The organism is Streptomyces sp. NPDC008317, from assembly GCF_042955955.1.
Taxonomy (GTDB): domain Bacteria; phylum Actinomycetota; class Actinomycetes; order Streptomycetales; family Streptomycetaceae; genus Actinacidiphila.
Window position 1 is genome coordinate 67,814 of the sequence record NZ_JBIBFQ010000008.1, and the last position, 26,293, is coordinate 94,106.

Consider the following 26,293-nt stretch of genomic DNA (forward strand, 5'->3'; position numbering starts at 1 on the left):
GAGGCTCGAATGACACGCGGAGCGAGTGAAGGCGCCGTCGACGTGGTGGTCGTCGGCGCGGGTGTGGCGGGGCTGGCCTGCGCGCAGGACCTGGTGGCCGCGGGGCTGCGCGTGCGAGTGCTGGAAGCGTCGGACGCGGCGGGCGGCAGGATGCGTACCGACGTACGCGACGGGTTCCGCTTCGACCGCGGCTTCCAGGTGGTCAACACCTCCTACCCGCAGTTGCGCCGTCGCCTGCGGCTGAGCGAGCTGCGCCTGCGGCCGTTCACGCCCGGCCTTCTGGTGCACACCCCTCAGGGGAAGCTCCGCCTGGGCGACCCGACGCGTCACCCGCGGATGGCGGCCGACCTGCGGCCCGGGCGGTTGGCCACGCTGCGTGATCTCGCCGGACTCGCCATGATGAGCGGCCGCGACCTGCTGGCGCCGCCCCGCGTCCTCAAACGCCAGACGGACCGCACGACCCGCACCGCGCTCGCGCAGGCGGGCATCGGCGACGAACTGGTCGAAACCCTATTCCGCCCGTTCCTGTCGGGAGTCTTCCTGGAGGACGAGCTGGAGACCTCCAGCCGGTTCTTCCACCTGGTGTGGCGCTCCATGCTGCGCGGCACGCTGTGCCTGCCCGCTCGGGGAGTCGCCGCGGTGCCCGAGCTGATGGCGGCCACGCTGCCGGACGGCACCGTCGCCTTCGACGTCCCCGTGGAACGGCTCACCGACGACGGGGTGCTGACGGCCCGCGGTGACGAACTGGCCGCGCCCGCGGTGGTCGTCGCCGCCGGCCCGGCCGCCGCGGCCTCACTCGTACCCGGCCTGCGCGTACCGGCTACGCGATCGGTCACCACGTACTACCACGCGGCTCCTGAACGACCGCGGGCCGAACCGACGCTCATCGTGGACACCGCACGGCGCGTGCTCAACACCGTCGTGCTCAGCGAGGTCAGTCCCACCTACGCGCCGCCCGGCCGGGCCCTGGTCTCCACCTCCGTGCTCGGAGTCGACGAGACCGAGGGCGGCGAGGCGGAGGTGCGCCGGGTACTGGCCGAGCTCTACGAGACCGACACCACGACGTGGGAGCCGGTGGCCGCCTACCGCGTCGCCGAAGCGCTGCCCGCCATGCCGCCGCCGTGGCCGCTCAGCCGTACCACGCGGGTCTCGCCCGGCCGCTACGTCTGCGGCGATCACCGGGCCACCGGCTCGGTCCAGGGGGCGATGGCCTCCGGCGCCCGCGCGGCTCGCGAGCTGCTCGCCGATCGCTGAGGCCGTTCGATCTCTGAGGTCGTTCGGGAGTTGAAGCCGTCCGGGCGGGCGAGTCGGGGCCTGAGGTGTGGGCGCGGGGCGGGCGGGCACGCGACCGTCTGAGTACGCGTCACCGGCGAGCAGATGCCGCGACGGCATTCTCGTCACTCGGGGCGCGACGTTTCCGATGGAGGAGCCGCGACATGAGGGACAACATCTGGGGCTATCAGCACACCACCGGCCATACGGCGGGGACCGACCTGATCGGTTACCAGGTCGAGGCGACGGACGGTCACATCGGCAAGGTCGACAAGCACTCCGACGACTTCGACTCGGCGTATCTGGTCGTCGATACCGGCGTGTGGATCTTCGGCAAGCACGTACTGCTCCCCGCGGGCACCGTACGGTCGATCGACACGGCGGACCAGAAGATCTTCGTCGATCTCACGAAGGACCAGATCAAGAGCTCCCCGGAGTTCGTCGTGGACGAGCACACCGGTGATACCCACTACCGCGAGCTGGTGGCTCGGTACTACGAGAACCACTACAACATCTGACCCGCCGTCGGGGCGGCGGGGCCGGGCGGGGCGACCGCGGCCGTCCATCCCCGGTCGAGCAGGAGCATCGCCTCGTCGATCGCGGCGACGGGATCGGGACGGGAACCGGCGAAGGCGAGGGTTTCCAGGGTGAAGCGGGCGTAGGCGGCGCAGAGCAGGTCGTCGTGGGGGCGGCCGGTCTGCTCGGCGAGGGCGACGGCCAGGGCGTTCTCGTGGCGCAGGGTCATCGCGCGCGCGTACTCGCGCAGAGCCGGGGTCTGCCGGACGAGCTCCTGGAGGTCGGCGAAGCGCGGGTCACGCGTGTGGGGCGAGGTGGCGAAGCCCGTGAAGTGCGCGCGCAGGGCCTCGGGGATCGTCCGGTCCGCGGGGCGGTCGGTTACCGCGGCGACCAGGCGGGCCTCGTTCCCGGCGTCCTCGTCGAAGACCAGGGCCTCCTTGCCGCCGGGGAAGTAGTTGAACACCGTCGACACCGACACATCGGCGGACTCGGCGATCTCGCGGACGCTCACCTGGTCGTATCCGCGCTCCAGGAACAGCCGCAGCGCGGCGTCGGCGATCGCCTGCCGGGTGGCGGCCTTCTTGCGTTCGCGCCTTCCGGCGGGGGCGGCCCGGCCGATGGTGTCGTCCATGCGCCGACCGTACCCCGAAAGTTGCCATCGCACCATTATTAGAGTCGTTGTATGTTTGGAGGCGTTCGAATAATGTGACGGCGCCGGACATGCCTGCGGCATCGGGCCGCGGCCGTCCGGCGTCGGCGAGAGGAACCACCCATGAACCCCACGAACCCCGTAGCACCGGCCCAGGCCAGGATCAGCGTCATCGGCGCGGGACCCGGCGGCCTGACCTGCGCCCGCATCCTCCAGCGGCGCGGCCTCGCCGTCACCGTCTACGACCGCGAAGCCGGTCCCGACGTCCGCGACCAGGGCGGCTCCCTGGACCTGCACGCCGACAACGGCCAGATCGCCCTGCGCGAGGCCGGTCTGCTGGAGGAGTTCTTCGCGCTGTCCCGGCCCGAGGGCCAGGAGATGCGGCTGCTGGACCCGGACGGCACGATCACCGTCCGGCACGTCCCGGAAGCCGACGAGCTGTTCAAGCCGGAGATCGACCGCGGGGTGCTGCGTGACCTGCTCCTGCGGTCGGTCGAACCGGGAACGATCCGCTGGGGAAAGGGACTTGAGTCCGTCGGCGGTCCCGCCGAGGGACCGCGGCTGCTGCGCTTCACCGACGGCACCACCGTGGAGACCGACCTGGTCATCGGCGCCGACGGCGCCTCGTCACGCGTACGCCCGGCTGTCTCGCCCGCCGTCCCCGCGTACACGGGGGTGAGCTTCCTGGATGCCTGGTTCGACGACGTCGACAACAGCCACCCCGAGATCGCCGAACTGGTCGGCCAGGGCATGGCCCACGCGGGCGACGGCGAACGCGCGCTGGTGGCCCAGCGCAACGGCGGCGACCACATCCGCGTCTACATCGTCCAGCAGGTCCCGGCCGACTGGATCAGCCGCGCCGGCCTGGCCGCGGACGACACCGACGCCGTCCGCGCCCTGCTCCATGAGCGGTTCGCCCACTGGTCGGCGCCCATGCGCCGGCTCATCACCGACAACGACGGCCCCTACGTCCAGCGGCCGATCTTCGCCCTGCCGGTCCCGCACGCCTGGGAGCCGCACCCCACCGTGACACTCGTGGGCGACGCCGCCCACCTCATGCCCCCGCTGGGCGTCGGCGTCAACCTCGCCATGCTCGACGCCGGCGAACTCGCCGTCGCCCTGGCCACCGAGGCCACCGTCGCCGACGCCGTCCGCGCCTACGAGAGCACCATGCTCCCCCGCTCCACCGAGACCGCCGAACTCCTCGACGGCGCCGTCGCGGACCTCCTCACCCCCGACCTCCCCGACTTCGCCGACGCCCCCGCAAGGCCCTGATCCCGCAGGGACCTCTCTCGGCCCTGAGCCGCGAGGGCGGATTCCGTCATACGAGCCCCGGCGCTCCGTCGGCGGCGGGACGGAGCGCCGCGGGCCCCGGTCAGCAGGTCGTGAAGGCGACGCGGGCGTTGTTGTAGGAGCAGACGTCGAGAACGAGGCCGGGCACCCCCCTTGCGGGCCCGGCAGACCCGTACTTCACCGGATAAGGGAGCGCACCGTCAGCCCTTTGTGCAAACCGGACGCACCGTTACTCTCGGGCGCGGGAAGCGGGCGGGCGGCTGTGACGGCGGACACAGGAACTCGGCCGGTGCTGCGGAGAGTAATGAGTGTGACGCAAACAGAACCAGCGGAGCCGTTGCGTGGGCGGATCCGTGCCGGAGACCGTTCCGCGTTCGCCGAGCTGTACGAACAGAGCGCGCGGGCGGTCTACAACCATGCGCTGCGGCTGACCGGGAGTTGGCCGGAGGCCGAGGACGTGATGTCCGAGACCTTCCTGGCCGCCTGGCGCGGGCGGGAGACCGTGGAGCCGGAGGGCGGGTCCCTCACGCCATGGCTCCTGGGCATCGCCACGCACAAGGCGCACAACGCCAACCGCGGACGGTGGCGCAGGCTCGCCTTCCTCGCGCGCAGCCCGGAGCCCCGCGCTGTCGAGGACTTCGCGGAGGAGGCGATCGGCCGGATCGACGACGCGCGACAGCTGGCCGCCGTCCACGAGACGCTGCGCCGACTGCGCCGCCAGGACAGGGAGGTGATCGCCCTGTGCGTGGCGGCCGGGCTGGACTACCGGCAAGCCGCCGAGGCACTGGGCATCCCGGTCGGCACCGTGCGCTCGCGGCTCTCGCGCGCCCGCAAGCGACTGGCCGAGCTGAGCGCCGTACCGGCACGCGACACGGCGGGGGAACCGGACCGCGTTCCCGGAGAGAAAGACGGCGAGGCCGTGTTCGCGGCGCTCTTCTTGCAGGAGGAAACCCGATGAAGGCTGACAACGCGCCCGCCACCGTCCCGGCCGAGGCGGAAGAACTGCTGGCCGCCTCGGCCGCCTGGGACCACCTTTCGCCGAGCCGCCATCGGCACCTCAAGGACGTTCTGATGCGGCGGATCGACCAGGACCTCGCCCGCGGGACCCGTACGACGGCGACGACGACGCCGCCGATGGTGGCGACGGCGGCGGCCCCACAGCGCCGCCGCCGGCAACCGCGTCCGATGATGGTGCTTCCCGTGGCGGCCGCACTGACCGCTGTGCTCGTCGTCACCGCGTCCGGCGGCGGACACACCCCTGGGCACTTCCCCGCGGCCCCTCCGGCGCACTACAACAGCGCGTCCGCCACGCTCAGCCGCATCGCCGCCGTCGCCATGACGGGCAACGTGACGCCGGTGAAGGACGACCAGCTCGTGTATGTCGAGACGCTGACCCGGGGGAACAAGGGCGCGTTCGGCGGCCAGGTCCGGCTCGGCGCGCTGCACAAGCAGGAGTACTGGACCGTCCAGCGCCCCGGCCCCATGACGGAGGAGGGCTGGATCCGTGAATCGGGGAAGGACGCGGTGATGCCGGGGCTGGGGCCCATGGTGGCCACCTCGCCCGTGTACGCGGGACTTGACCACCCCACCTACAAGTGGCTGGCCACGCTGCCCACGGACCCCGAGGCGCTGCGCGCGCTGCTCTACGCCGAGACCGAGCCGTGGGGCACCTCCTCGCTGGACGAGACCGTCTTCTCGAACATCGGCGGGATGCTGAGCACGGCGATCATGCCCCCGGCCACCGCGTCCGCGCTGTACCAGGTCGTGGAGAAGATCCCCGGCGTCCGCGTGGTGCCCGACGCCGTCGACGCGGCGGGCCGGCACGGCTTCGGCATCACTCGCCACGACCCCGGAGCCGCCACCCGCGACACGTGGATCTTCGACAAGGCCACGCTCACGTATCTGGGCTCGCGGTCCTACATGATCGGTCACCAGGGCGACGGCACCGCCGTCGAGACGTTGTACGGCGTGAATGCCGTCATGCGGCGCGGCGTGGTCGACCGCCCTGGTGAGGTCCCCGCGAGCGTCGAGGGCTGACGACGGGCGGGCCGGCCGCCGTAGCCGGACGGTGGTCGGACGAGTCGCCGTACGAAGTGCCGGACGTATTGCCGGATGAGACCGGCACGACAGTGGAGAGCGCACCATGAAACGCAGAGTCCTCGGCGGTACGGGTATGTCGGTGAGCGAATTCGCCCTCGGGACGATGATGCTCGGCGCGATGGGCAACACCGACCACGGCGAGTCCGTGGCGATGATCCACACCGCGCTGGACGCAGGCATCAACTTCATCGACACCGCGGACGTCTATTCCGCGGGTGAGAGCGAGGAGATCGTCGGCAAGGCGCTGAAGGGGCGGCGCGACGAGGTCGTCCTCGCCACCAAATTCGGGCTGCCGATCGGATCGGACGACAACCGGCGGGGCGGATCGCGCAGGTGGATCACCCAGGCGGTGGAAGGGAGCCTGCGCCGTCTCGGCACCGACCGCATCGACCTCTACCAGATGCACCGCTGGGATCCGTTCACCGACCTCGACGAGACGCTTTCCGCGCTCTCGGACCTGATCCGGGCCGGGAAAGTACGGGCCATCGGCTCGTCGCTGTTCCACCCGGAGCAGACGGTCGAGGCGCAGTGGGCCGCCGAGCGCGGCCACCACCACCGCTTCCGGTCCGAGCAGCCGCCGTACAACGTCCTGCTGCGCGGCGTCGAGGCCACCACGCTGCCGACCGCCCAGCGATACGGCATGGGGGTCCTCACCTTCGGCCCGCTCGGATCCGGCTGGCTCTCCGGCCGCGCCGATCCCACCGCCGGTCACCGCAACGCGGGAGCCGCCACGCCCCTGTTCGACCAGGCGGAACCGGGGAACCGGGCCAAGGCGAAGGCCGTCGGAGAGCTCACCGAACTGGCCGCCGAAGCGGGGCTGAAACTCGCCCATCTGGCCACCGCGTTCGTGCTGACCCACCCGGCGGTCACCTCGGTCCTGCTCGGTCCGCGCACCCCCGCGCAGCTCACCGACCTGCTGGCCGGCGCCGACGTCGCACTCAGCGACGACGTACTGGACCGCATCGACGAGATCGTCCCGCCGGGGGTCAACCTCAACCAGAAGGACATCCTCTTCCTGCCCTCCACCCTCGGCGACAAGCACACCCGCCGACGCCCCCGCTGACGCCGCCCCAGGACGAGTTGCCCCCGACGACGGGCTCGGTCCCCGACAGGTGCGCGGGGACCAGCTTGGGGCTGTTTCCTCCAGGGATGACCGATGACCCCGGGGGCCCAGCGGCACACCGGGATGGGGTCCGTACGGGCAGTGACCTGTACGGGCCAAGACCTTTCGGAGGGGGCCGCACCGGCACCGGGCCTGACATCGTGACGACGCGTTCGAGCGATCCTCGGGGGTAGACGACTGTCGTCGTGGCGACGGCAGTTGGGGGCGCGGATGAGCAGCGAGTACCGCCAAGACGGGGATGTGGACTGGGACGGTGAACGCCGTTGGTACGACCGCCTGTGGGTGCGTGTCGGGACGGCAGTGGCCTTCCTCGCGGTGATGTACGCCGCGCTGTGGTTCTGGCTGGGCTTCAACTTCGGCGGTTTCGCGGGCGGCTTGGGCGCCGCCACGGCGGGCTTGTGGCGGCAACGGACCTTCCGGCGACACCTCGCCCAGGAGGCCGGAATCCGGCCCCGGCAGATCCCGGTGATCGCCCGCCGCCTGCGCAAGGGACACGTTCCCGCGGACCCGGCCGTACGGCACGCCATGACCGTCCTTCTGCGACGCCAACGCAAGGCAGCGCGCAGCGGCCTTCGGTGGCTGCCCTGGCTCGCCGGGTTCTATCTCGTCCTCGGCACCATCCTCCTGATCGTGGGTACCACCGGCTTCGGTGTCTTCTGCCTGACGATCGGCGTCCTCCTCGCCGCCGCCCGGGCCGCCCACAGCCGCACAACCAGACGCCTCGACCGAGCCGAAGCCCGACTCATCCCTCCGCCGCCCCCTCCCGCCACCATGGCTCGCGGCTGACGGTGACACTCTCCATCGCGCATAGTCGCCTTCAACGAGGTGCGTCGATCCGTCAGGGGTCGGGTGGGGAATTCTGGGATGCGGCCTCCGCTCGTCGGAGCTCTGGAGATGTGTCGGCGCCGCGTAATGCGGAGATTGGGAGGCGTTGTGCTCGAATTGCTAGATGTGGTCCTGGAAACAGTGTTTGCGGAAGAAGCTCCGGACGGCGTCGTGCCGGTTTTGGCTCAAGGTGAGAGTGATACGCCCATATTGCTCTCAAACGGTACCGGCTACGATTGTTGGCGTTGGGACCCTCGCACCGGTGAAATGCTCTGGAGGTTTGCGGGTGAGGATCTGATATCGACGGTTGCGGTGGCCACCCCGACGAATGGTGATGCCGTCGTCGCGGTGGCCACGGATATCGGGGTGGTGCGGGTTGATGCTGCAAGTGGCAGGCCCGTGCCCGTTGGTGCGATGGCTGAGTTTGATGACACCGCTTGGGACGTCACCAGTGGGCCGCTGCCCGGTGGGCGAGCGTTCATCGCTGTTGCCGCGCAGTGTGAGCCGTTCATCCACTATTGGGACGCGACTACCGGCGAAGCGTTGAGCCCTCAACTGACGGGGCCGGATTATCCGCTGAAGACCATCACGTCACTGTCGCTCAAGGACGGCACGGTCCTCATCGCAGCGGAGGACGAGGCTGGAGTTGTGTATCGGTGGGTCGCCTCGACCGGCGAGCCATTCGGATCACATATTCATGGCTTTGGCGAATACAACATGAGGATGACCGCGCTGACGCATCCCGACGGCCGGGCTGTCCTGGCGTCACTCGACATGAATGGAAACTTGTCTCGGTATAACGGGGTGACTGGTGAGCCGCTGGGTCCTGCTTTGTCGATGGGCCCGGACGTCGGTGCCATCGCCGCGGGCTGTTTGAATGAGTCCGCGCTTCTGTTCGTGTCTTCCGGTGCGGGCCCTGTGCACATTCTCGATGCCTTCACGGGTGAAGCCGCCTATGCACCGATCCCGGGTAACAACCCAGCGGTTCTCGAGTGTTCTGACGGCGCTATCCTGTTGGCTACGGTTCACGCATCCGACGACTATGCAACGGTGAGCCGATTGACTCACCCTTCCGGCTAGCTTGGCCACTGCGGGCGGGCCGCCGAAGTCGGCGGAACCGCCATGGGTCGGTGCTGGTCTTGGAGCCGCCCGGGAATGGATCTTCGCCCACCTGAGGCACCTGCGGTGAGCCGAGGAGGCTGCGCCGATCCGGTCGCGCGTCCGCTCGCCGGGCATCTTGCGGGTCCTCGTCCACGCCGCCGCCCGTGCGCTGTCGTCCGCTGGGCCCACGTGCGTCCCCAAGGTTCCACAGGCCGTCCAGTTCGCTTGCCTCCGGTGAGGCGCGTCCGGGCCGGCCTCTTCCTGTCTGCGGGGGCTTTCGGTTCGGAGGGGGTGGGTGCGGCGGGGTGGGATTGGATACGACCGGTGGTTCGTACCAGGGGGAGGGCGGGGGTCGGGGGGAATCGCGGGGGAGTTGGGGTCGACGGGGGCGGCGGCGCGGGCTGTGCGGGTGGGGCAGAGGGAAATTTGCTGGTCACCTCGGGATAATACCAGTGGTTTGCTTAGGTTATCGAGCTGTAATACCAGAGGGTTGACCACTGGTTGATACCAGATCTAGCTTGAGGCAACTCACCCCGCTACACATGGCTCAGAGGTGGACGAAACTCTCATGAACGTTACTTCTCATTCACACCGCCGACGCATGGCCGTTGCGGGGGTGGCTGTAGTTGGAGCCCTCATGCTGGCCTCGTGCTCGTCGGACACATCCGACGCGACCTCCGGCTCGACCGGCGGCTCCGGCGGCGGCAAGGCCAAGGACAAGCCGATCGTGGCGCTGCTGCTCCCGGAGAACGCGACCGCCCGGTACGAGGCGCGGGACAAGCCGACCTTCGAGAAGCAGCTCGCGGAGAGCTGCCCCAAGTGTCAGCTCCGCTACTACAACGCGGCCGGGGACGCGAGCAAGCAGCTCAGCCAGGCCGAGTCCGCGCTGACCGAAGGGGCCAGCGTCCTGGTGATCGACCCCGTCGACTCCAAGGCCGCCGGGGCCGTGGTCGCCAGCGCCCGCAGGCAGGGCGCGAAGGTCATGAGCTACGACCGCGTCATCTACAACGCGGCCGTGGACTACGGGGTGAAGTTCGACAACGTCCAGCAGGGCGCCGTCGGCATGCAGTCCCTGCTCGACAAGCTGAAGAAGGACGGCAAGACCTCCGGCAACGTCGTCATGATGAACGGCGACCCCGTCGACTCGGGCGCCAAGCCGGAGAAGGACGGCGCGCACAGCGTCATCGACAAGTCCGGCTTCACCGTCGCCGCCGAGTACGACACCAAGGGCTGGTCGGCGGCCAACGCGCAGAACCAGATGCAGCAGGCCATCACCAAGCTCGGCGCGTCCAAGATCGCCGGTGTCTACGCGGGCAACGACGGCATGGCCACCGGTGTCGTCGCCGCGCTGAAGAGCGCGGGCATCAAGCCGATGCCGCCGGTCACGGGCCTCGACACGCAGCTCGACGCCATCCAGAACATGGTCGCGGGCGACCTGTACGAGAGCACGTACCTGCCGGTCGAGACCGAGGCGCGGATCGGCGCCAAGGCCGCCGCCGCCCTCGCCACCGGGCAGAAGCCCTCCGGCGAACTGCTCAACGGCACCATCGACGACGGCGCGGGCAAGGTGCCCGCCTACCTGCTCGAATCCATCGCCGTGACGATGGAGAACATGAAGGAAATCCTGCTCGACAGCGGCTATCTGACCGTCGATCAGATCTGCACGGCCAACTACAAGAAGGCGTGCGTCGAGGCGGGACTCATCAAGTGACCTCCTTCTCCACCGGCGATGCCGCCCAGGTCGTCGCAGTCGACCTGGGCGGCACCACCGCCCGCGCGGCGCTCGTCGACCGCGGCGGAACCGTGACCGCCAGGCTCAAGGAGCCCGTCCGGCACGACGCGGCGCACGAGCAGGTCGCCGATCTCATGACGCGGATCGCGGCCGGTACGGACGCCGTCTCGGCGGTCGTCGGACTGCCGGGACGGGTGGACCACGTCGAGGGCCGTCTGCACGTGGCGCGCAATCTGCCGTCCACCGACCTCGGCCGCCTGTCGGCCGCGTACCTCTCCGAGGCCACCGGACTCGCCGTCGAGCTGGCCGGTGACGCCGAGTTGGCCGCGATCGGCGAGGCGTACTTCGGCGCCGGGTCCACCGCGGGGACGACGGCCTATCTGACCCTCTCGACGGGGATCGGCGCGGCGGTGGTGAGCGACGGCCGCGTGCTGTCCGGACGCGTGTCGGGGTTCCAGATCGGATTCCTGCACCTGCTCGGCGCCGGGCGCCCCATGATCGAGGACCTCGGCTCGGGACAGCGCGTACGCGAGGCCGGGCGTGAACTGGGCAGGGACGTCGACTACCGCGCCCTGACCGACCTCGCCTCAAGCGACGGCGCCCCCGGCGCCGACCCCGTACCGACCGCGCCCCACCCCCGCGCCCTGGCCGCCGCCGCCCTCACCGACATCGCCGACGCGGCGGCCGCCGCCGCGATCCTCCTGTGCCACGTCGTCTCACCCGACGTACTGGTCGTCGGCGGCGGCCTCGCCCGCGCGGCCGGCGCCCAGCTCCTCGACGAGCTCGACCGCCGCATCGGCGACACCGCGCGCTCGCACGTCTCCTGGGACGTCGACGTACGCGCCGCCGTGTGCGGCGACGACGCCGGTCTCGTCGGCGCCGGCGCGTGGCACCTCGCCCAACCGATCGCGGTCGCCACCGCGGCGGACCGACTCGGCATGAAAGGAGACCGCCGATGACAACGACCGTTGACAGGGCGGCCGACCGGGCGGGAGAACGCCCGCCGCCCGTGCTGGAACTCGAACACATCAGCAAGAGCTTCGGCGCCGTTCAGGCGCTCAGCGACGTCAGCATGACCGTCGCCGCGGGAGAGGTCGTCGCGCTCGTCGGCGACAACGGCGCGGGCAAGTCCACCCTGATCAAGACGATCGCCGGTACGCACCCCCGCGACGGCGGCACCATGGCGGTGAACGGCGAGCCGGTCTCCCCGCGCAAGCCCACGGACTCCACCCGCCTCGGCATCGCGACGGTGTACCAGGACCTCGCGCTGTGCGACAACCTCGACATCGTCGCCAACCTCTTCCTCGGCCGCGAGAAGCACCACGGCGGCTTCCTGAGCGCGCTCGACATGGAAGAGGTCGCCGTCGGGCTGCTCAAGCGGCTCTCGGTCAAGATCAAGGACCTGCGCGCGCCCGTCTCCTCGCTCTCCGGCGGGCAGCGCCAGTCGGTGGCCATCGCGCGGTCCCTGCTCGGCGACCCGCGGCTGGTCATCCTGGACGAGCCCACCGCGGCGCTCGGCGTCGAGCAGACCGCCGAAGTGCTCGAACTCATCGAGCGGCTGCGGAGCGAAGGGCACGCCGTCCTCATGGTGAGCCACAACCTGGCCGACGTCTTCGACGTGGCGGACCGCATCGTCTGCCTGCGGCTCGGGCGCAGCGTCACCGAGTTCCCCGTCGAGGGGACCACAGAAGAACAGGTCGTCGCCGCCATCACCGGCGTCGCCGACAGCAGTGCCCAAAAGCGCCGGACGCTGCGCCGCGACCGGGCTCAGGAAGGATGACCGTGACCACCAACACCGCAACCGCCCCCGCCGGGCAGAGCGTGCTGCCGCCAGGACCGCCGGCGCAGGAGAACTGGGTGCGCGAGCGCGTCCAGCGCCTGCGTACCGGCGACTTCGGGGCGCTGCCCGTCATCCTCGGCCTCGTCGTCATCTCGCTGGTCTTCCAGATCGCCAACCAGCGGTTCCTCTCGCCGCAGAACCTCTCCAACCTGAGCCTGCAGATCGCCTCGACCGGCGTCATCGCGCTCGGCATCGTGTTCGTCCTGATCATCGGCGAGATCGACCTGTCCGCCGGATCGGTGAGCGGGATCACTTCCGCCTCCATGGTGGTGCTGAGCATCAACCAGGGCTGGCCGCCGGTCCTCGCGATCGTCCTGGCCGTCGTGTTCGGCGCCGCGATCGGCCTGTTCCACGGCTTCATCTTCACCAAGCTCGGCGTTCCGTCGTTCGTGCTGACCCTGGGCGGCCTGCTCGCCTGGCAGGGCGGCCAACTCCTCGTCCTGGGCAACCAGGGCACGATCAACATCCCCTACGACGGCACCATCGCCTCGCTCGCCAACACCACGCTCCCCGCGTGGATCGGATACGTGATCGCCGCTGTCTACGCGGGCGCGGCCTTCGGCGGGACGGTCCTCACCGCCAGACGGCGACGCGAACGCGGCCTGACCGTACGGCCGCTCACCGGGGGCCTGGTGCGCGCCGGAGTGATCACGGTCCTGATCGTCGCGGCGACGACCGTCTTCGCGCGGTGGCATGGCATACCCCTGTCGCTGATCATCTTCGTCGGACTCGTGGTCCTGGTCGACCTGCTGCTGCGCGGCACGACCTTCGGCCGCAAGCTGTTCGCCGTCGGCGGCAACGCCGAGGCGGCCCGCCGGGCGGGCATCCAGGTCGGCACCGTCAAGGTCATCGCCTTCACGATCGCCTCGTCGCTCGCCGCCTTCGGCGGTGTGCTCGCGGCCTCACGCCTGTTCGCGGTCAACCAGGCCAGCGGCGGCAGCGACATCCTGCTCAACGCGATCGCCGCCGCGGTCATCGGCGGCACCAGCCTGTTCGGCGGACGCGGCACCGCGTACTCCGCGCTGCTCGGCATGCTCGTCATCGGAGCGGTGTCCAACGGCATGGATCTGCTGAACCAGACCTCCGCCGTCAAGTACGTGATCACCGGCGCCGTACTCGTGGCCGCCGTGGTGATCGATTCCCTGGCACGACGAGGAAGGGCGGCCAGCGGCCGATGAGTGTCAACGCGTTTCTGCGCCAGGGGTTCATCCCCTTCGACGAGGGCGTGCTGAGCCAGACCAGCCGGCTCACCGAGGTCGCACCGGTGCTGCGCGAGCGGGCGCTCGCCGCGGCGGGTGCGGTCGGCCGCCCCGACCAGGCCACGTTCATCGGCATCGGCGCGAGCCTCGCGGCGCTCGCCGCACCGGTCGCCCACCTGTCGGCGCGCGGCATCCCCAGCGTCCGGCTCAACGCGGCGCAGGCGGGGCCGTTCGACGAGACCACCACGCTCGTCGCGCTGTCCCAGTCGGGCCGCAGCCGCGAGACGGTCGACGTGATGCGCGCGGCCACCGGCCGCAAGCTCGCGGTCGTCAACGTCACCGACTCGCCGATGGCCGCCGCCGCCGACTCGGTGCTGACCCTCGGCGACCTGCCCGACAGCCTCGCCTCGACGATCGGGTTCACCGCCTCGGCGATGGCCGTCTCCATGCTCGCCGAGACCTGGACCGACGGCGAACCGTCGCCGACGTGGCTCAGCCTGGGGGAGCGGCTCGCCGGGTTCCTCGACGCGACCTCCGCGCAGGCCGAGGAGATCGCGGACCGGCTGTCGGCCGCGTCGATCATCGACCTGGTGGCGCCCGCGGACCAGTACGGGGTCGCCGAGAGCGGCGCGCTGCTGCTGCGCGAGGTGACGCGGGTCCCCGCGGCGTCGTTCGAGACGCGGCAGTACCTGCACGGGCTGATGGAGTCCACCCACCCCTCGACGCTGCACATCGTTCTCGACGGTCCCGACGACGGGCAGATCCTCCGCGCCCTCGGCTCGCTCGGCCGTCAGATCGTCGAACTGCGGACGGGCGCTCCCGTCGTCCACGGCGAGCGGACCCTGGTCGTGCCGGTCGAGGCGCACAACCCCCTGGAGATACCGGTGTTCGTGGCGGCGCTGCTGCAACAGGTGGCGCTGCGCTCGGCGCGGGCGCGGGGGATCGATCCGGACGAGTTCCTCTTCCTCGACACCGGAACCAAACTCGACGACGGCGAATAGCCCGGCCGGGCGGCCGTACGAGGGCCGTACGGCCGCCTTCGCACCGTGCGACACGGGCTGCTGATTACGTTCATTCCCACCAACTCCACGAGACACAATCGGGGTCATGTCTACTTCGCCAGCACTGCACCGCAAGGTGGCGCAGCACCTCAGGGAACGCATCGAATCGGGTGTGATCGAACCCGGTTCGAGACTGCCTTCCGAGCGGGTTCTCGCTGAGCAGTTCGACGTCAGCCGGGTCACCGTCCGTCAGGCACTGAAGGATCTGGAGGCGGCCGGCCTGGTCACCGTCGTCATGGGCGCCCGGTGGGTGCGCGGGCAGACGCCCGCCCCGGCCCCGGCCCGGCCCGCGGACCAGGACGAGGCGGAGTCGATCGAGGAGGGCGCCACCGGCCTGGTGAGCTTCTCCGACCTCGCGGAGGCGAACGGCCTGACCTCCAGCTCGAAAGTGCTGAAGTGCCTGACCCGCGCCAGCTCGCTCGACGAGGCGGACCTGCTGGGTGTCGCCCCTGGCGCACCCATCGTCGACCTGGTCCGGCTGCGGTATCTCGACGGCATCCCGACCCTGATCGACTTCTCGCTCATCCCTGAGCAGTTGGCGCCGGGCCTCGGCGACCACGATTTCACCACCGCTTCCCTGTACTCCACGCTCTCCGACGAGTACGGCCTGCACGCGGTCAGAGCCGACTGCGTCATCGAGGCGCGCGGGGCCACCGCCGACATCGCCGAGAACCTGGGCCTTGCTCCGGGCGACCCCGTCCTGGGGATCGTCCAGACCACGTTCGACGAGAACCGCCGGGTCGTGCAGTGGTGCCGCAGCGTCTACCGCGGTGACCGTTACCGCTTCCGCGCCGCCCTCCAGGGCCAGGCCGGCCGCGCGCACCGCCATCAATCCGCCGCAGAGCCGACCGGCCGCGGCCCAGCCCCCCATATAGCGAGGTTGTATCCATGAGAATTTCCGCACGCGGCGCCGTCGTCGCAGGCGCCTGGGTGAAGGGCGACGTCGAGGTCGACGGCGGACGGCTGGTACGCACCGGCCTGCCCTCGACCGGCACGGGGTACGTCCTGCCCGGCCTGGTCGACCTCCAGGTCAACGGTTACGGCGGGGTCGACTTCAACGCGGCCACGGCCGAGGAGTTCGAGCGGGCGCTCGCCGCCCTCACCCGCGACGGCGTCTTCCACGTACAGCCCACCGTCATCACCGACTCCGAGGAGAACGTGGTCCGGCAGCTCGGCGTGCTGGACAAGCTCCAGGCGTCCTCGCCTCCCGGCGCGAAGGTCGTCGGCGTCCACGCCGAGGGCCCGTTCCTGTCGCCGCACCACCGGGGCGTGCACCGGCCCGAGTACCTCCGCGACCCCGACATCGGCATCGTGCGACGCTTCCTCGACGCCGGGCCGCTGCGTACGATCACCGTCGCTCCCGAACTGCCGGGCGCGCCGGAGCTGATCGCCTGGGCCGCGGGCCACGGGGTCATCGTGCAGGCCGGGCACTCGGGCGCCGACGCGGCGACCGCGTACGCCGGTTTCGACGCGGGAGCCCGCGCGGTCACGCACCTGTTCAACGGGATGATCGCGTTCAGCCACCGCGCGCCCGGCATCGCGGGCGCCACGCTCAACCGGGAGGAGGTCGCCATCCAGCTCATCGCCGACGACATCCATCTGGCGCGGGAGACCTCGCTGTTCGCGCTCAAGGCCGCCGAGCACCGCATCATGCTCGTCACCGACGCCGCGTCGCCCGCGGGGGCCGGTGACGGTGTCTTCACCGTGGGCGGTTTCACCGTCGAGGTCACCGACGGTGTGCCGCGCCTGCCCGACGGCACCCTCGCCGGCAGTACGGTGACGCTGCTCCAGCAGGTACGCAAGCTGGTCGAGCACGACTGGCCGGTCGACCGGGCGGTGAACCTGGCCAGCCGAGCGCCCGCCCGCTTCTACGGGCTCACCGGCGCGGGGGAACTCACCCTCGGCGGCCCGGCCGACCTGATCGTCACCGACGAGGACGTCGCCGTCGAGCGCGTCCTGGTCGCAGGAGAGGAGTTCGCGGCGTGAACATCCTTCCTCGCGGCCTGATCGTCTCGCTCACCCCGTCGCCCCAGTCGCCCTGGCAGAACATCGACGACGTCGTCCGGCTCGCCGCCGCCGCGCAGGCCGGTGGCGCCGTCGCCGTGAAAATGGACGGCCCGGACGCCGTACGCGCGGTGAAGCGCGCGCTCCCCGGCTTCCCCGTGCTCGCCGTGAGCATCGACGGCTCGCACGGCGGGGTCGTCCGCATCACGCCGACGCTCGACCACGCCGCCGCCCTGGTGGACGCCGGGGCCGACGTCGTGGAACTGGAAGCGGACGCGGCGGCGCGCCGACACGACGGCCAGGACCTGGCCGAACTCGTCGCGTCCTTCGTCGCGCTGGGCAAGCCGGTCAAGGCGGGCGTGCCGGGGATCGACGACGCACGCACCGCCGTGGAGGCGGGCGCCGCGATCGTCAGTTCGTCCACGATGGGCTACCCCGCCAAGGCGAACTCCGGGCCCCTGCCCGACCTGGGACTTGTGGCCACCCTCGTCGCAGGCGCCGGGGTGCCGGTCGTCGCCGAGCGCGGCTACTCCACGCCGGACGACGTACGCGCGGCCCTGGCCGCGGGCGCGCACGCCGTCGTGGTCGGCTCGGCCATCGTCGACCCCGTCTGGCTGACCGCCCGCTTCGCGGGCGTGGCCTAGGGCCCGTCCGGCCCCAGGCTCCTCGCCTTCGCGGTCCTAACGCCCAAGCCGACCAGCCCCGTTGCCGCCGGGTGACGGCGTCTCCTGTCGAGGCGGGCGCGGCATCGCACGGCGGGTAGGGTGCTTCGGACCGAATCCGCGCGGGGCTGGCAGAATCGGGGTGTGAGCGCCGAGCGGAGGACGCGGGACCCTGGCGGGGCGGTTGTCGTGACGGGAAGCTCGGGCCGGGTCGGATCGGCCCTGGCCGCGGCCTTCGACGCGGCGGGCCGGGAGGTCCGCGGCGTGGACAGGGTGGCCGGCCGCTGGACGAGCGTCGTCACCGACCTGCGGGACCCGCGCGAGCGGCGGGCGGCGCTGCGGTCGGCCGACGTCCTGGTCCACGCCGCCGCGCTGCACGCCCCGCACGTCGGGCGCGTGGCCGATGAGGAGTTCCGTGCCGTGAACGTCGGCATGACCGCGGAACTCCTCGACGACGCCGCGCGCCTCGGTGTCCGACGCGTTCTCTACATCAGCAGTACCAGCGTCTACGGCCACGCCCTGGTGCCCGCCGACCGTGCCGTCTGGGTGGACGAGCACCTCACGCCGCTTCCCCGGGACATCTACGACGAGACCAAACTGGCCGCGGAACGGCTGGTCGCCGCCTCCGGCGTCTCCGCGGTCACGCTGCGCATCGCGCGGTGCTTTCCGGAGCCGCTGCCCGTACTCGCCCGCCATCTGCTCCACCGGGCGGTCGACGTCGCCGACGTCGCGGCGGCGGGGGTCCTGGCCGTGACGCGCCCTGAGGTGACCGGCACGTTCAACGTCTCCGGGCCGCACGTGTTCCAGCGTGAGGACTGCGTCGCTCTCCACCGCGACGCGGGCGCGGTCCTCGCCGGTCGGGCTCCTGACGTGGTCGAGGCGTTCCGCGACCAGGGGTGGCCGGTGCCGGATCGTCTGGACCGCGTGTACGACTCCACTGCGGCAACGAACGCCTTCGGCTACCGCCCTGTTCGCGGCGTCCGGGAACTCTTGCGGGACGCCCGCGCGGTCTGACGGCACGCTGTCCGATCGACGGCATGCGGATCGTGGCGGATGTGACGCGGGCCGAAGCGGACGCGACGACCTCGGCGCCGCTGACCCCTGATCGAGGTCCGGTCCCGCGGATGGCGGCTCCCGGGCGGGTTCGCGCATTACCCTGGCGGCTGTCCGACAGTGGGATTCGCAGACTTCACCTTATCGGGGGACCGCGTGGCAGTTCACCAACAGCCCACCGGGGCGACGGACTTGGACGAGCTGCGGCGGCGGGCCGTCGCGGCGCCACGGCGGGAGGAGGGGCTGGTCGTCTGCGAGAACCTGGTGCGGATCTACCAGACCGAGGGCGTCGAGGTGCAGGCGCTCCAGGGCCTCGATCTCGCCGTGGCCCAGGGCGAGATGATCGCGGTGGTCGGGGCGTCCGGCTCCGGGAAATCCACCCTGCTGGGCATACTCTCCGGCCAGGACGTGCCCACCGCGGGCGCCGCCACGGTCGCCGGACACGACCTGCTGACGATGAAGCGCCGCGAGCGGCTCACCTACCGGCGGGGCACCGTGGGCTTCGTCTGGCAGCAGACCTCGCGCAATCTGCTGCCCTACCTCTCGGCGGCCGAGAACGTGATGCTTCCGATGACGTACACCGGTATCAAACGCTCCCAACGCCGGGCGCGGGCCCAGGAATTGCTCGACCTGCTGTCCGTCGGACACTGCCGGGACCGTACGCCCGACACGCTCTCCGGCGGCGAGCAGCAGCGGGTCGCCGTCGCCGTGGCCAACGCCAACGAGCCGCAGGTGCTGTTCGCCGACGAACCCACCGGCGAACTCGACACCGCCACCAGCGACGAGGTGTTCGCGGCGCTGCGCCGGGCCAACGAGGACCTGGGCGTCACCGTGATCGTGGTGACCCACGACGCGCTGGTGTCCGAGCAGGTCCAGCGCACGGTGCGGATCCGCAACGGCCGCACCTCGACCGAGGTGCTGCGCCGGGTCACCACCGGCGAGGACGGCGTCGAGGTGCTCACCGCCGAGGAGTTCGCGGTACTGGACGCCAGCGGGCGGCTGCAACTGCCCGGCCAGTTCACCGAGCGCCTGCACATGCGCAAACGGGTGCGGCTGGCCCTGGAGACCGACCACATCGGCGTATGGCCGGACGAGGCCGCGCGGCGGGCGAAGTCCGCGGCGGAGAGCGCCGCGGGCGCAGGAGACACGGAGGGCGACACGGAGTCCACCGAGAGCGCCCCGTAAGCCCTGCGCTCGACGGCCGCACCCTGAGCCGCGGCCGTTCACGTGAGCCGCAGCACGGCCCCCAGCCGCCGCCGACGCGCGAGGACGGTCTCGGCCGCGGCGGCGACCAGGATCAGCGCGGTCACGGCGACGACGAGGGCGAGCGTCAGCGAGTAGTCGGTGCGCAGGACCGGTTGGGCCGGGCCGCCGGTGAACTGCCGCAGGTCCAACGCCGGTGCCATGAGCCGCGGTTCGAGCAGCCCGAGCAGCGTGCCGCCTACCGCGGAGGCGACCGCCAGCGGCAGCAGTTGCAGGAAGTGCAGCGCCCCGGCCTCCTTGCCGCCGAGCCCGAGCGTGCGCAGGAACGAGGCGGTGCGACCGCGCTCGTGCGCGGTGAGGGTCAGTTCCAGGGCGAGCGTGAGCAGGCCGGCCAGCGCGGCCAGGATCGACGTGACGGCGTAGGCCGTGTCGAGTCCCCGCGTCAGCCCGTCCGCGCGCAGGGCGCTCAGCGTTTCGGAGCGGACGCGGATCCGGGCCAGCGGCCCGAGCGTCTGGGCCGCCGCCGACCGCAGCGCGGCGGGCGTGGCGGGGGCGGTCCCGTCGGGAGCGCCGCCCTTGAGCAGCATGACGGTGCTCCCCGAGGACTGCTCGGGCATCAGGTGCTCGGCGCCCGCCGTGGTGATCAGCAGCGGCGTCCCGGCGGGAATCCGCGCCGTGACCGGCCCGAGGAGAGGGTCGTGCAGGTCCGCGCCGGTGAGGGTGCCGACCGGCGTGAGAACCAGGTCCACCGGGCGCCGCCCGAGGATCGAGACGCTGGAGGTGAAGCCACCGGTGCGCTCGCGCGCCCGCAGATCGGGCGAGAGGAAGGACGGCAGCGGGACGCGCGCGTCGATCCGGGTTCCCGCCGGGGTGGCCAGCCCGGACAGCAGGGCGGTGGCCAGCGGCGACTTCGGTGCGACGGCGGCCAGTTGCCGGGGGTCCACGGTGATCACGGCGACCTGCGTGATCAGCGCGCCGTCGACCTGTCCCACCAGGTCGAGGGTGTGCAGATGCTGGACGACGGTCCGTATGCCCTTGCCTGCGCCGGTCCCCGGCGCGGCGGTCCCGGTCGTGGCCCCGTTCGCGGTCCCGGCCACGATCGCGCTCGCGTCCGCGCCGGTGGTCCAGTCCGCGCCCGCGGCCAGGCCGTCGCCGATCGTGCGCTGTACGAGTCCGCCGAACACGGCCGTTCCCAAGGTCAGGACCAGGACGAACAGCGCCAGCCCGGTCGCCGGGGCGTCGTGGGCGGCCCGTGCCGCCCCGATGAAGCCCACCGCTCCCCGGGCGCGCCGGGTCCGCCGCAGCACCACGCGCAGCGCGAGCGGGGAGATCCGCAGCAGGAGCAGCACGACGGCCAGCGCCACCAGCACCGGCACCGCGCCCAGAATCCCGTCGGGCCCCTGCGAACGCAGCGCGACCACGCCCGCCGCCGTCGCGAGCAGCACCGTCAGCTCCAGGACCACGCGGCGGCCGGTGACAGCGCGGCGGCGCGAGCGCCGCGGTCGGCCGGGCCTGCGCGGCTCGCGGACCGCGAGCCACGTCATCAGCGGCACCGTCACCATCACGACCGCGGCGGCGAGCGCGGCGGGCACCGGCTGCGGCGATCCGGACGTGCCGCCGGGAGCCAGGGCCCGACCGGCCGCCCAGCCGAGCGCAGCGCCGATCAGCACCACCGGCCAGGCCACGGCGCAGCGCAGCAGCACCAGCCGCGCGGTGGACGCGCCCCGCGCGCGCTGCAACCGCAGGTGCGCCCGCCGTCGGCGCAGCAACAGCCGTACGGCGACGGCCACGGTCGCCAGCGCGACGGCGGCCAGCGCGTCGACGGCGTACATCGCCAGCGCCCTGGCCTGATGGTCCTGAGCGGTGAACTCGGCGAGCAGCGGCGTCAGGAAGTCGGTCACCAGCAGGGACCCGGTGGCCTGACCGCGTACGTGGCAGCTGATGTCGCCGGAGATCCAGTCGGTTCCCTGGCACAGGGCGGCACTCAGGTCCGCGCCGTAGTGGGACAGCGGCCCGGCCAGCGCGCGGGCCTGGTCGAGCGCCGCTCCCGACAGGTCGGCCCGCAACTGCCAGGTCACCCGGGGCCCGATGACCCCGGCCCCTGCGAGCAGGTCGGCGGCGTCGAGGCCGACGAGGCCGCTGACGGCGAGCACCGTGCCGGCGGAGCGCTCCGCCGGGTAGCGCGTCGGCTGGTCCAACGACGCCCGCCCGGCCCAGAAGCCGTCGGCCGCGGCCGTGGTGCGGTAGACCCCGCTGACCAGCAGGTCGACCTGGGGCGGCGCGTTCCCCACCGCGGGCGTCCTGGCGAATTCCAGCGTCAGCCGGCTCCCGGCCGTGACGCCCAGGGCCCGCGCCGTGGCCTGCGACAACCCGATCTGGGGCGCGGTGCCCAGCGGTGTGCGGTCGGCCGGGGCGCGGCCACTGACGTAGCGCAGATGGGCCCGCGCGGACGGCAGGTAGCTGAGCGCCAGCTTGGTAGCGGTGTTCGCGGGGCCGGGAGGCGGCGGTGCGACCAGGGACGCCGGGTTGTAGTCGTAACCGCCGCCGACGGAGGTCAGGCGGCGCGCGCCGGTGCCGCTGAGCTGCTCGGTGAAGGTGCTTCCCGCGCCCAGCAGGGTGGCCATGTCCACCGCGGGCGGGTCGGTGTCGAAGACCTCCGGAGTGGCGCTGACGCTGATCAGCGGCGCCTCGGCCTGCGCCGCCGCGACGCGCTGCCGCAGCGCCCGGTCCTCCTGGCGGCCCACGACGGCCGGGGCCCAGGCGCACAGCGCCGTCAACACGATCACCATGACCGTCAGGCAGACCAGCAACGGGAGGTCACCGCGGGTCTCCTGACGTATCAGGCGCAGTGTCACCGAGGCGCCCGTACCGCCCGGCCGCCTCACCGCCGTGTCCGCTCCCGCCGGTCCCGCCGATCCCGTCTCTGTCGTACCCGTTGGCCCAAGTCCCTTTCCGGTCATGCCCGTTCGTTCGGCTCGCGTCTCCGCCCCGTCCGTTTCCCCAAGTCCGTTGTCCCCCGCGCCCGTTCCCTCGGCTGGTTTCCGCCGCCCCGCGCGGTCGCGTCCGGCCCGGCTCATCGGTCCTCACCCGCTCGCAGCACGCGTACGAGGTCCACCCGGGCCAGCAGCCGGGCGAGCGCCAGCACGATCGCGCTGATGGCCACAGCGGTCGCCACCGCCGTCAGCGTCACGGTGCCCCACGGAGTGACGTTCGGCAGCGGGGGATACGGGGCGTGGCCGCTGTCGTCCACGGTGACCAGCGGCAGCACCGCCGAGGCCAGGGCCATGCCCATCAGCGCGCCCGGCACCACCGCGAACAGCGCCAGACTCAGCTGCTCGGCGCCCAAGAGCGCGTACAGGCCCGTGGGCCGGACGCCGATCGCCCGCAGCAGCGCGAATTCCTTGCGGCGCTGCCGGGTGGAGACCACCGCGTGCACGGTGAAGGCGATGACCGCGAAAGCGGGGGCCAGGTAGCGGACGAGTTCCAGCACCCGGCGCAGCCCGGCGCGGAACGGGTCGTCGCGCAGCGCCGCCGCGGTCCGTTCCGCTGTCGTGACCCGGCCCAGCGCGGGCCGCGCCTCGGCGGCCGCGGCCGTACGCGCGCTGTCGGTGCTGCTGATCCACCAGAACGCGGGATCCTCCTGGTCGACTCCGGCCACGGTCATCGCGGCGGCGAGCTGGCGCTGATCGGCGATCAGATGCCCCTGCCCGCGGCCCAGTCCCGGCAGCGAGTCGACCAGGCCCACGATCGTCGCGGTGATCCGGCCGCCGCCCAGATCCAGTGTGGTGGTGCTGCCCACGCTCAGGCGCGTGTCGCGCAGGGCGGCGGCGTCGGCGCGTACCGGGAGCGGCGCAGGACGGCCGGCCGGGCCCGCCACGAGGCGCACCTGGCTGCCGGGCCGGGTCTCGTAGTCGCTGTCGGCCAGGCCGCCGAAGGCGTCTCCGGTCGCGGTCGAGGCCCTGACGCCGGTGCTGACGGTGGTCCTGAGCACCTCGGAGCGGCCCGGGGTGATCGCGCACACCCCGGGAGTGCCCGGACTGTAGTCGCCCGCCGGTTTGCCTTCGCAGGCCCCGGCGGTGGCGTCGGAGGCGTGGGTCGTACCGTCGGCCCAGACCTGGCCGCCGGGAAGGCCGGTGACCCACGTGTCCGCGCTGTCCCGCGCGCCGACCCGGATCAGCTCCAGGTCGAGCCGCGCGGGCCGCGCGTTCGGCTGCGGCAGGACGTTCACGGCGGTCACCGTCAGCGGATACGCCCGCGGGTGGCCGTCGCTCAGCGCCACGTCGAGGGGGACCACGACGGTGTGCCGGGCGCCGTCGGCGGCGGGCAGGCGGGTCGCCAGCGTACTGACGAGGCCGGACGCGTCCTGCACGGTCAACTCCAGATTCGGCGCCGCGCGGCTGCCGTCGCTGCGCAGCCGCTCGTCCAGCAGCAGCGCGGTCGGACGGCCGGGGAGCGGCACCCCGAAGACGGCCGGTGACGGGGTGGGGGGAGCGGGCCCGCCGACCGTGCCGACCAGGCCCTCGGTGGCGTCGCCCGGCAGATTCACCGTCGACTGCGTCACCGGGGTCACGGCGGTCACCGCGGGCAGCGCGCGATAGGCGGCGCCCAGTACGGACGAGGGGTAGCCGCCGTCCGCCGACGGCTGGACGCGTACGTCCGCGCCGACGGTGAACGCGGCCTGCTCGGACGCCAGTCCGCCCAGACAGGCCAGCGCGGTGGTCGCGAAGGCGCTCACGGACACGGCCAGGCACATCAGGACGACCGGTCCCGCGTTGCGCGCGGCCCGGCGGCTCAACTGCCAGCCCGCCAGCGCGAGGGCCAGGCCCCGGCTGCGACGGCCGAACGCGTCCAGGAGCAGGGAGGTCAGCGGCAGCAGGCGCAGCAGCAGGAGGGCGGCGGCCCCGGCCACCAGGGCGGGCACCAGGACCAGCACCGGGTCCGCGCCCGCGCCGCCCGTGCCGACGCCGGCGATCAGCGAATGGTGCCGCCGCAGCTCCAGATAGCCCAGGGCCGCGACGGCCAGCAGCGCCAGGTCGGCGCCCAGCCGATGGGCGGCGGCGCGTACACCGCGGGCCGGCCGGGACCGCGTCGAGCGCAGGACGGGCAGCAGCACCGCCGCCGCGTGCACCAGCAGGGTCAGGCCCACCGCCGCCCACGCGGCGGTTCCCCGGCTGCCCGGGCGCAGCAGCCCGGCCAGAAACGGCGCGACGGCCGCGGCCGGAACGCCGGTGACCGCCCACTCGGCCGCCGCCGCGCGCAGCAGTCGCGGGGTGCCCGCGCCCCTGGCCTGCTGGAGTGCCAGTTCGTCGCGCCGGTGCTCGGTGAGCTGGCGGGCGGCCAGTACCAGGGTGGCCAGGGCGAGGACCGCCAGCAGCACGCTCGGCAGGTACAGCGAGGACCGGGCCGCCACCATCGGCACCGCCAGGCCGTCGATCGCGCCCGGCAGCCCCGAGGCCACCGTCAGGTCGTCCAGAGCGGGCTGCCGTCCGCCGAACACCGACACGCGGCTCGCGCTGCCGGAGAAGGCGCGCATCCGGTCGTGCAGTCCGGGGAGGCTGTCGGCGTCGATCCGGGCGAAGTCCGGCTGCATACTCCAGTGGGCCGTCAGATGGCTGTTCAGGACGACGCTCCCGTTGAGAGCCGACGCCGAGACCACGAGCAGGTCCTGGCTGGCGGTCTCGTCCGCCGTCACGTCGCCGGCCATCGCGGGCCAGAATCCGACGGGGCCGGTCGGCCGGAAGACGCCGGTGATCCGCAGCGTCATGGAGTGCCTGAAGCCGTCGCGCACCTGGAGGCGGGAACCGGCGGTGACTCCCAGCCGCCTGGCCAGCGCGTCCGGCAGCGCCGCGTCGACCGGGGCGGTGGACCCGGCGGCGATCCGTACGTCGGGCAGCGAGGTGAAGGCGTCCGCCGTCGCGTCCGCTGTGCCGACCGGCCACCGTCCGGCGACCAACTGCCCGAATCTGCCCGCGTCCTGGACGGCGACCGGGTGCAATCCGGTTCCCCCGGGGCCGCGCGGCGGGCCCGTGACCCCGTCGATCCCCGTCACCGAGACCGGTGAAGACCCCAGCAGCCCCACATAGGTGTGCTGCGGAACCCCGGCGAACGTCCGGTCGGCGGCGGCCCGTACATCCCGGTCGGCGACGGCCATGCCTCCGGCGCGGAAGGGCGCGTTGACGGTCACCTGCGCGTCGAGGTCGGCGGCCAACCGCCGTACGGCGCCCGCCTGTACCGAACTCCCGGCCAGCGCCGCCAGTGCGGCCAGCGCCGTCGCGCACAGCAGGACGGTCACGGCGACGGCGGCCAGCACCAGCCCGTGCTGCGTGGCCTGCCGTACCACCGTGGGGAGCCGCCGTCGGGCCGGTCCCGGGACTCCCGGGCGTCGTCGCGGCGACGACGTGAAGGCCGTGGCGACCACATGAACCCCCGCGTTATCGAACATGTGACGGTGACGGCGCGTCACAGTCCTACCAGGGCATCCCCCAACGGGGCAAGCAGAGGCCCGGCGCGGGCCTGTGGGGAGGCCCGGCGCGGGGCCTGCGGGGAGGCCGAATCCCGGCCCCGGCGGCGCGGGCGGGGCCGCGCGCGTACCCGATGGGCCGACCCCGCACCTGTCACGGGCGCGCACTCACTCGGGCGGCTCACCGCTGCCACCGGGGT

The 26,293-nt window shown here is 72.3% G+C and carries 21 protein-coding genes; 18 read left to right on the forward strand and 3 right to left on the reverse strand.

From position 1 onward, the window contains the following. Positions 1 to 9 precede the first annotated feature (9 nt). Both ACFY9V_RS25120 and ACFY9V_RS25125 read left to right on the forward strand, forming a co-directional pair. Positions 10 to 1,254: an FAD-dependent oxidoreductase gene (locus tag ACFY9V_RS25120; protein WP_391163000.1), complete on the forward strand. Its 1,245-nt coding sequence runs from the start codon at positions 10 to 12 to the stop codon at positions 1,252 to 1,254. 182 nt (positions 1,255 to 1,436) lie between these two features. Next, the gene (locus ACFY9V_RS25125) at positions 1,437 to 1,790 is read left to right on the forward strand and encodes a PRC-barrel domain-containing protein (RefSeq protein ID WP_355342557.1); all 354 of its coding nucleotides are present in this window, start codon (positions 1,437 to 1,439) and stop codon (positions 1,788 to 1,790) included. Here the strand turns inward: ACFY9V_RS25125 and ACFY9V_RS25130 are convergent. Next, complete coding sequence (locus ACFY9V_RS25130; RefSeq protein WP_391163002.1) at positions 1,778 to 2,419, reverse strand: TetR family transcriptional regulator; 642 nt, start codon at positions 2,417 to 2,419, stop codon at positions 1,778 to 1,780. The two genes, ACFY9V_RS25125 and ACFY9V_RS25130, sit on opposite strands and share 13 nt — an antisense overlap. Before the next feature lie 141 nt (positions 2,420 to 2,560). On the opposite strand from ACFY9V_RS25130, the gene ACFY9V_RS25135 reads away from it, so the two are divergent. The 16 genes from ACFY9V_RS25135 (at position 2,561) to ACFY9V_RS25210 (ending at position 19,615) form a co-directional block, all read left to right on the forward strand. Then, entirely contained in the window at positions 2,561 to 3,712 is a 1,152-nt protein-coding gene (locus ACFY9V_RS25135; RefSeq protein WP_391163003.1) for an FAD-dependent monooxygenase, read from the forward strand. Between the two features lie 322 nt (positions 3,713 to 4,034). Next, entirely contained in the window at positions 4,035 to 4,688 is a 654-nt protein-coding gene (locus ACFY9V_RS25140; RefSeq protein WP_391163006.1) for a sigma-70 family RNA polymerase sigma factor, read from the forward strand. Continuing rightward, a complete protein-coding gene (locus ACFY9V_RS25145) occupies positions 4,685 to 5,767 on the forward strand; it encodes a CU044_5270 family protein (protein WP_391163009.1) in 1,083 nt (360 codons plus the stop codon). Before ACFY9V_RS25140 ends, ACFY9V_RS25145 begins: the two co-directional genes overlap by 4 nt. A 106-nt stretch (positions 5,768 to 5,873) precedes the next feature. After that, on the forward strand, positions 5,874 to 6,893 hold the full coding sequence (locus ACFY9V_RS25150; RefSeq protein WP_355342545.1) for an aldo/keto reductase: 1,020 nt from the start codon (positions 5,874 to 5,876) through the stop codon (positions 6,891 to 6,893). 270 nt (positions 6,894 to 7,163) lie between these two features. After that, positions 7,164 to 7,739 carry a hypothetical protein gene (locus ACFY9V_RS25155; RefSeq protein WP_391163011.1) on the forward strand — a complete coding sequence of 192 codons (576 nt, stop codon included), beginning with the start codon at positions 7,164 to 7,166 and terminating at the stop codon, positions 7,737 to 7,739. Positions 7,740 to 7,886: 147 nt separating this feature from the next. Next, positions 7,887 to 8,858: a PQQ-binding-like beta-propeller repeat protein gene (locus tag ACFY9V_RS25160; protein ID WP_391163012.1), complete on the forward strand. Its 972-nt coding sequence runs from the start codon at positions 7,887 to 7,889 to the stop codon at positions 8,856 to 8,858. Positions 8,859 to 9,516: 658 nt separating this feature from the next. After that, positions 9,517 to 10,590: a substrate-binding domain-containing protein gene (locus ACFY9V_RS25165; RefSeq protein ID WP_366823751.1), complete on the forward strand. Its 1,074-nt coding sequence runs from the start codon at positions 9,517 to 9,519 to the stop codon at positions 10,588 to 10,590. Then, complete coding sequence (locus tag ACFY9V_RS25170) at positions 10,587 to 11,570, forward strand: ROK family protein (RefSeq protein WP_355342535.1); 984 nt, start codon at positions 10,587 to 10,589, stop codon at positions 11,568 to 11,570. Before ACFY9V_RS25165 ends, ACFY9V_RS25170 begins: the two co-directional genes overlap by 4 nt. After that, positions 11,567 to 12,391 carry an ATP-binding cassette domain-containing protein gene (locus ACFY9V_RS25175; protein WP_188280229.1) on the forward strand — a complete coding sequence of 275 codons (825 nt, stop codon included), beginning with the start codon at positions 11,567 to 11,569 and terminating at the stop codon, positions 12,389 to 12,391. Before ACFY9V_RS25170 ends, ACFY9V_RS25175 begins: the two co-directional genes overlap by 4 nt. Next, on the forward strand, positions 12,388 to 13,629 hold the full coding sequence (locus ACFY9V_RS25180) for a sugar ABC transporter permease (RefSeq protein WP_391046090.1): 1,242 nt from the start codon (positions 12,388 to 12,390) through the stop codon (positions 13,627 to 13,629). The genes ACFY9V_RS25175 and ACFY9V_RS25180 overlap by 4 nt, the downstream gene beginning before the upstream one ends. Then, positions 13,626 to 14,651 carry an SIS domain-containing protein gene (locus tag ACFY9V_RS25185; RefSeq protein ID WP_355342528.1) on the forward strand — a complete coding sequence of 342 codons (1,026 nt, stop codon included), beginning with the start codon at positions 13,626 to 13,628 and terminating at the stop codon, positions 14,649 to 14,651. Before ACFY9V_RS25180 ends, ACFY9V_RS25185 begins: the two co-directional genes overlap by 4 nt. 106 nt (positions 14,652 to 14,757) lie before the next feature. After that, positions 14,758 to 15,603: a GntR family transcriptional regulator gene (locus ACFY9V_RS25190; RefSeq protein ID WP_355342525.1), complete on the forward strand. Its 846-nt coding sequence runs from the start codon at positions 14,758 to 14,760 to the stop codon at positions 15,601 to 15,603. Beyond that, a complete protein-coding gene (gene nagA, locus ACFY9V_RS25195; RefSeq protein WP_355342522.1) occupies positions 15,600 to 16,697 on the forward strand; it encodes an N-acetylglucosamine-6-phosphate deacetylase in 1,098 nt (365 codons plus the stop codon). Before ACFY9V_RS25190 ends, nagA begins: the two co-directional genes overlap by 4 nt. Next, the gene (locus ACFY9V_RS25200) at positions 16,694 to 17,359 is read left to right on the forward strand and encodes an N-acetylmannosamine-6-phosphate 2-epimerase (RefSeq protein WP_391046085.1); all 666 of its coding nucleotides are present in this window, start codon (positions 16,694 to 16,696) and stop codon (positions 17,357 to 17,359) included. The genes nagA and ACFY9V_RS25200 overlap by 4 nt, the downstream gene beginning before the upstream one ends. Positions 17,360 to 17,566: 207 nt before the next feature. Then, positions 17,567 to 18,391: an NAD-dependent epimerase/dehydratase family protein gene (locus ACFY9V_RS25205; protein WP_391163013.1), complete on the forward strand. Its 825-nt coding sequence runs from the start codon at positions 17,567 to 17,569 to the stop codon at positions 18,389 to 18,391. A gap of 231 nt (positions 18,392 to 18,622) precedes the next feature. After that, a complete protein-coding gene (locus ACFY9V_RS25210; protein WP_391163263.1) occupies positions 18,623 to 19,615 on the forward strand; it encodes an ATP-binding cassette domain-containing protein in 993 nt (330 codons plus the stop codon). Positions 19,616 to 19,653: 38 nt separating this feature from the next. Here the strand turns inward: ACFY9V_RS25210 and ACFY9V_RS25215 are convergent, their stop codons facing one another. Further along, positions 19,654 to 22,488, reverse strand: coding sequence for a hypothetical protein (locus ACFY9V_RS25215; RefSeq protein ID WP_391163014.1), 2,835 nt, complete (start codon positions 22,486 to 22,488; stop codon positions 19,654 to 19,656). Between the two features lie 218 nt (positions 22,489 to 22,706). Then, the gene (locus tag ACFY9V_RS25220) at positions 22,707 to 25,973 is read right to left on the reverse strand and encodes an FtsX-like permease family protein (protein ID WP_391163015.1); all 3,267 of its coding nucleotides are present in this window, start codon (positions 25,971 to 25,973) and stop codon (positions 22,707 to 22,709) included. Between the last annotated feature and the right edge of the window lie 320 nt (positions 25,974 to 26,293).

Bases quoted from the DNA above. Each gene is read 5' to 3' on its own strand.
- ACFY9V_RS25120 (WP_391163000.1), top strand. From the start codon at position 10: ATGACACGCGGAGCGAGTGAAGGCGCCGTCGACGTGGTGGTCGTCGGC.
- ACFY9V_RS25125 (WP_355342557.1), top strand. From the start codon at position 1,437: ATGAGGGACAACATCTGGGGCTATCAGCACACCACCGGCCATACGGCG.
- ACFY9V_RS25130 (WP_391163002.1), bottom strand. From the start codon at position 2,419: ATGGACGACACCATCGGCCGGGCCGCCCCCGCCGGAAGGCGCGAACGC.
- ACFY9V_RS25135 (WP_391163003.1), top strand. From the start codon at position 2,561: ATGAACCCCACGAACCCCGTAGCACCGGCCCAGGCCAGGATCAGCGTC.
- ACFY9V_RS25140 (WP_391163006.1), top strand. From the start codon at position 4,035: ATGAGTGTGACGCAAACAGAACCAGCGGAGCCGTTGCGTGGGCGGATC.
- ACFY9V_RS25145 (WP_391163009.1), top strand. From the start codon at position 4,685: ATGAAGGCTGACAACGCGCCCGCCACCGTCCCGGCCGAGGCGGAAGAA.
- ACFY9V_RS25150 (WP_355342545.1), top strand. From the start codon at position 5,874: ATGAAACGCAGAGTCCTCGGCGGTACGGGTATGTCGGTGAGCGAATTC.
- ACFY9V_RS25155 (WP_391163011.1), top strand. From the start codon at position 7,164: ATGAGCAGCGAGTACCGCCAAGACGGGGATGTGGACTGGGACGGTGAA.
- ACFY9V_RS25165 (WP_366823751.1), top strand. From the start codon at position 9,517: ATGCTGGCCTCGTGCTCGTCGGACACATCCGACGCGACCTCCGGCTCG.
- ACFY9V_RS25175 (WP_188280229.1), top strand. From the start codon at position 11,567: ATGACAACGACCGTTGACAGGGCGGCCGACCGGGCGGGAGAACGCCCG.
- ACFY9V_RS25180 (WP_391046090.1), top strand. From the start codon at position 12,388: ATGACCGTGACCACCAACACCGCAACCGCCCCCGCCGGGCAGAGCGTG.
- ACFY9V_RS25185 (WP_355342528.1), top strand. From the start codon at position 13,626: ATGAGTGTCAACGCGTTTCTGCGCCAGGGGTTCATCCCCTTCGACGAG.
- ACFY9V_RS25190 (WP_355342525.1), top strand. From the start codon at position 14,758: ATGTCTACTTCGCCAGCACTGCACCGCAAGGTGGCGCAGCACCTCAGG.
- nagA (WP_355342522.1), top strand. From the start codon at position 15,600: ATGAGAATTTCCGCACGCGGCGCCGTCGTCGCAGGCGCCTGGGTGAAG.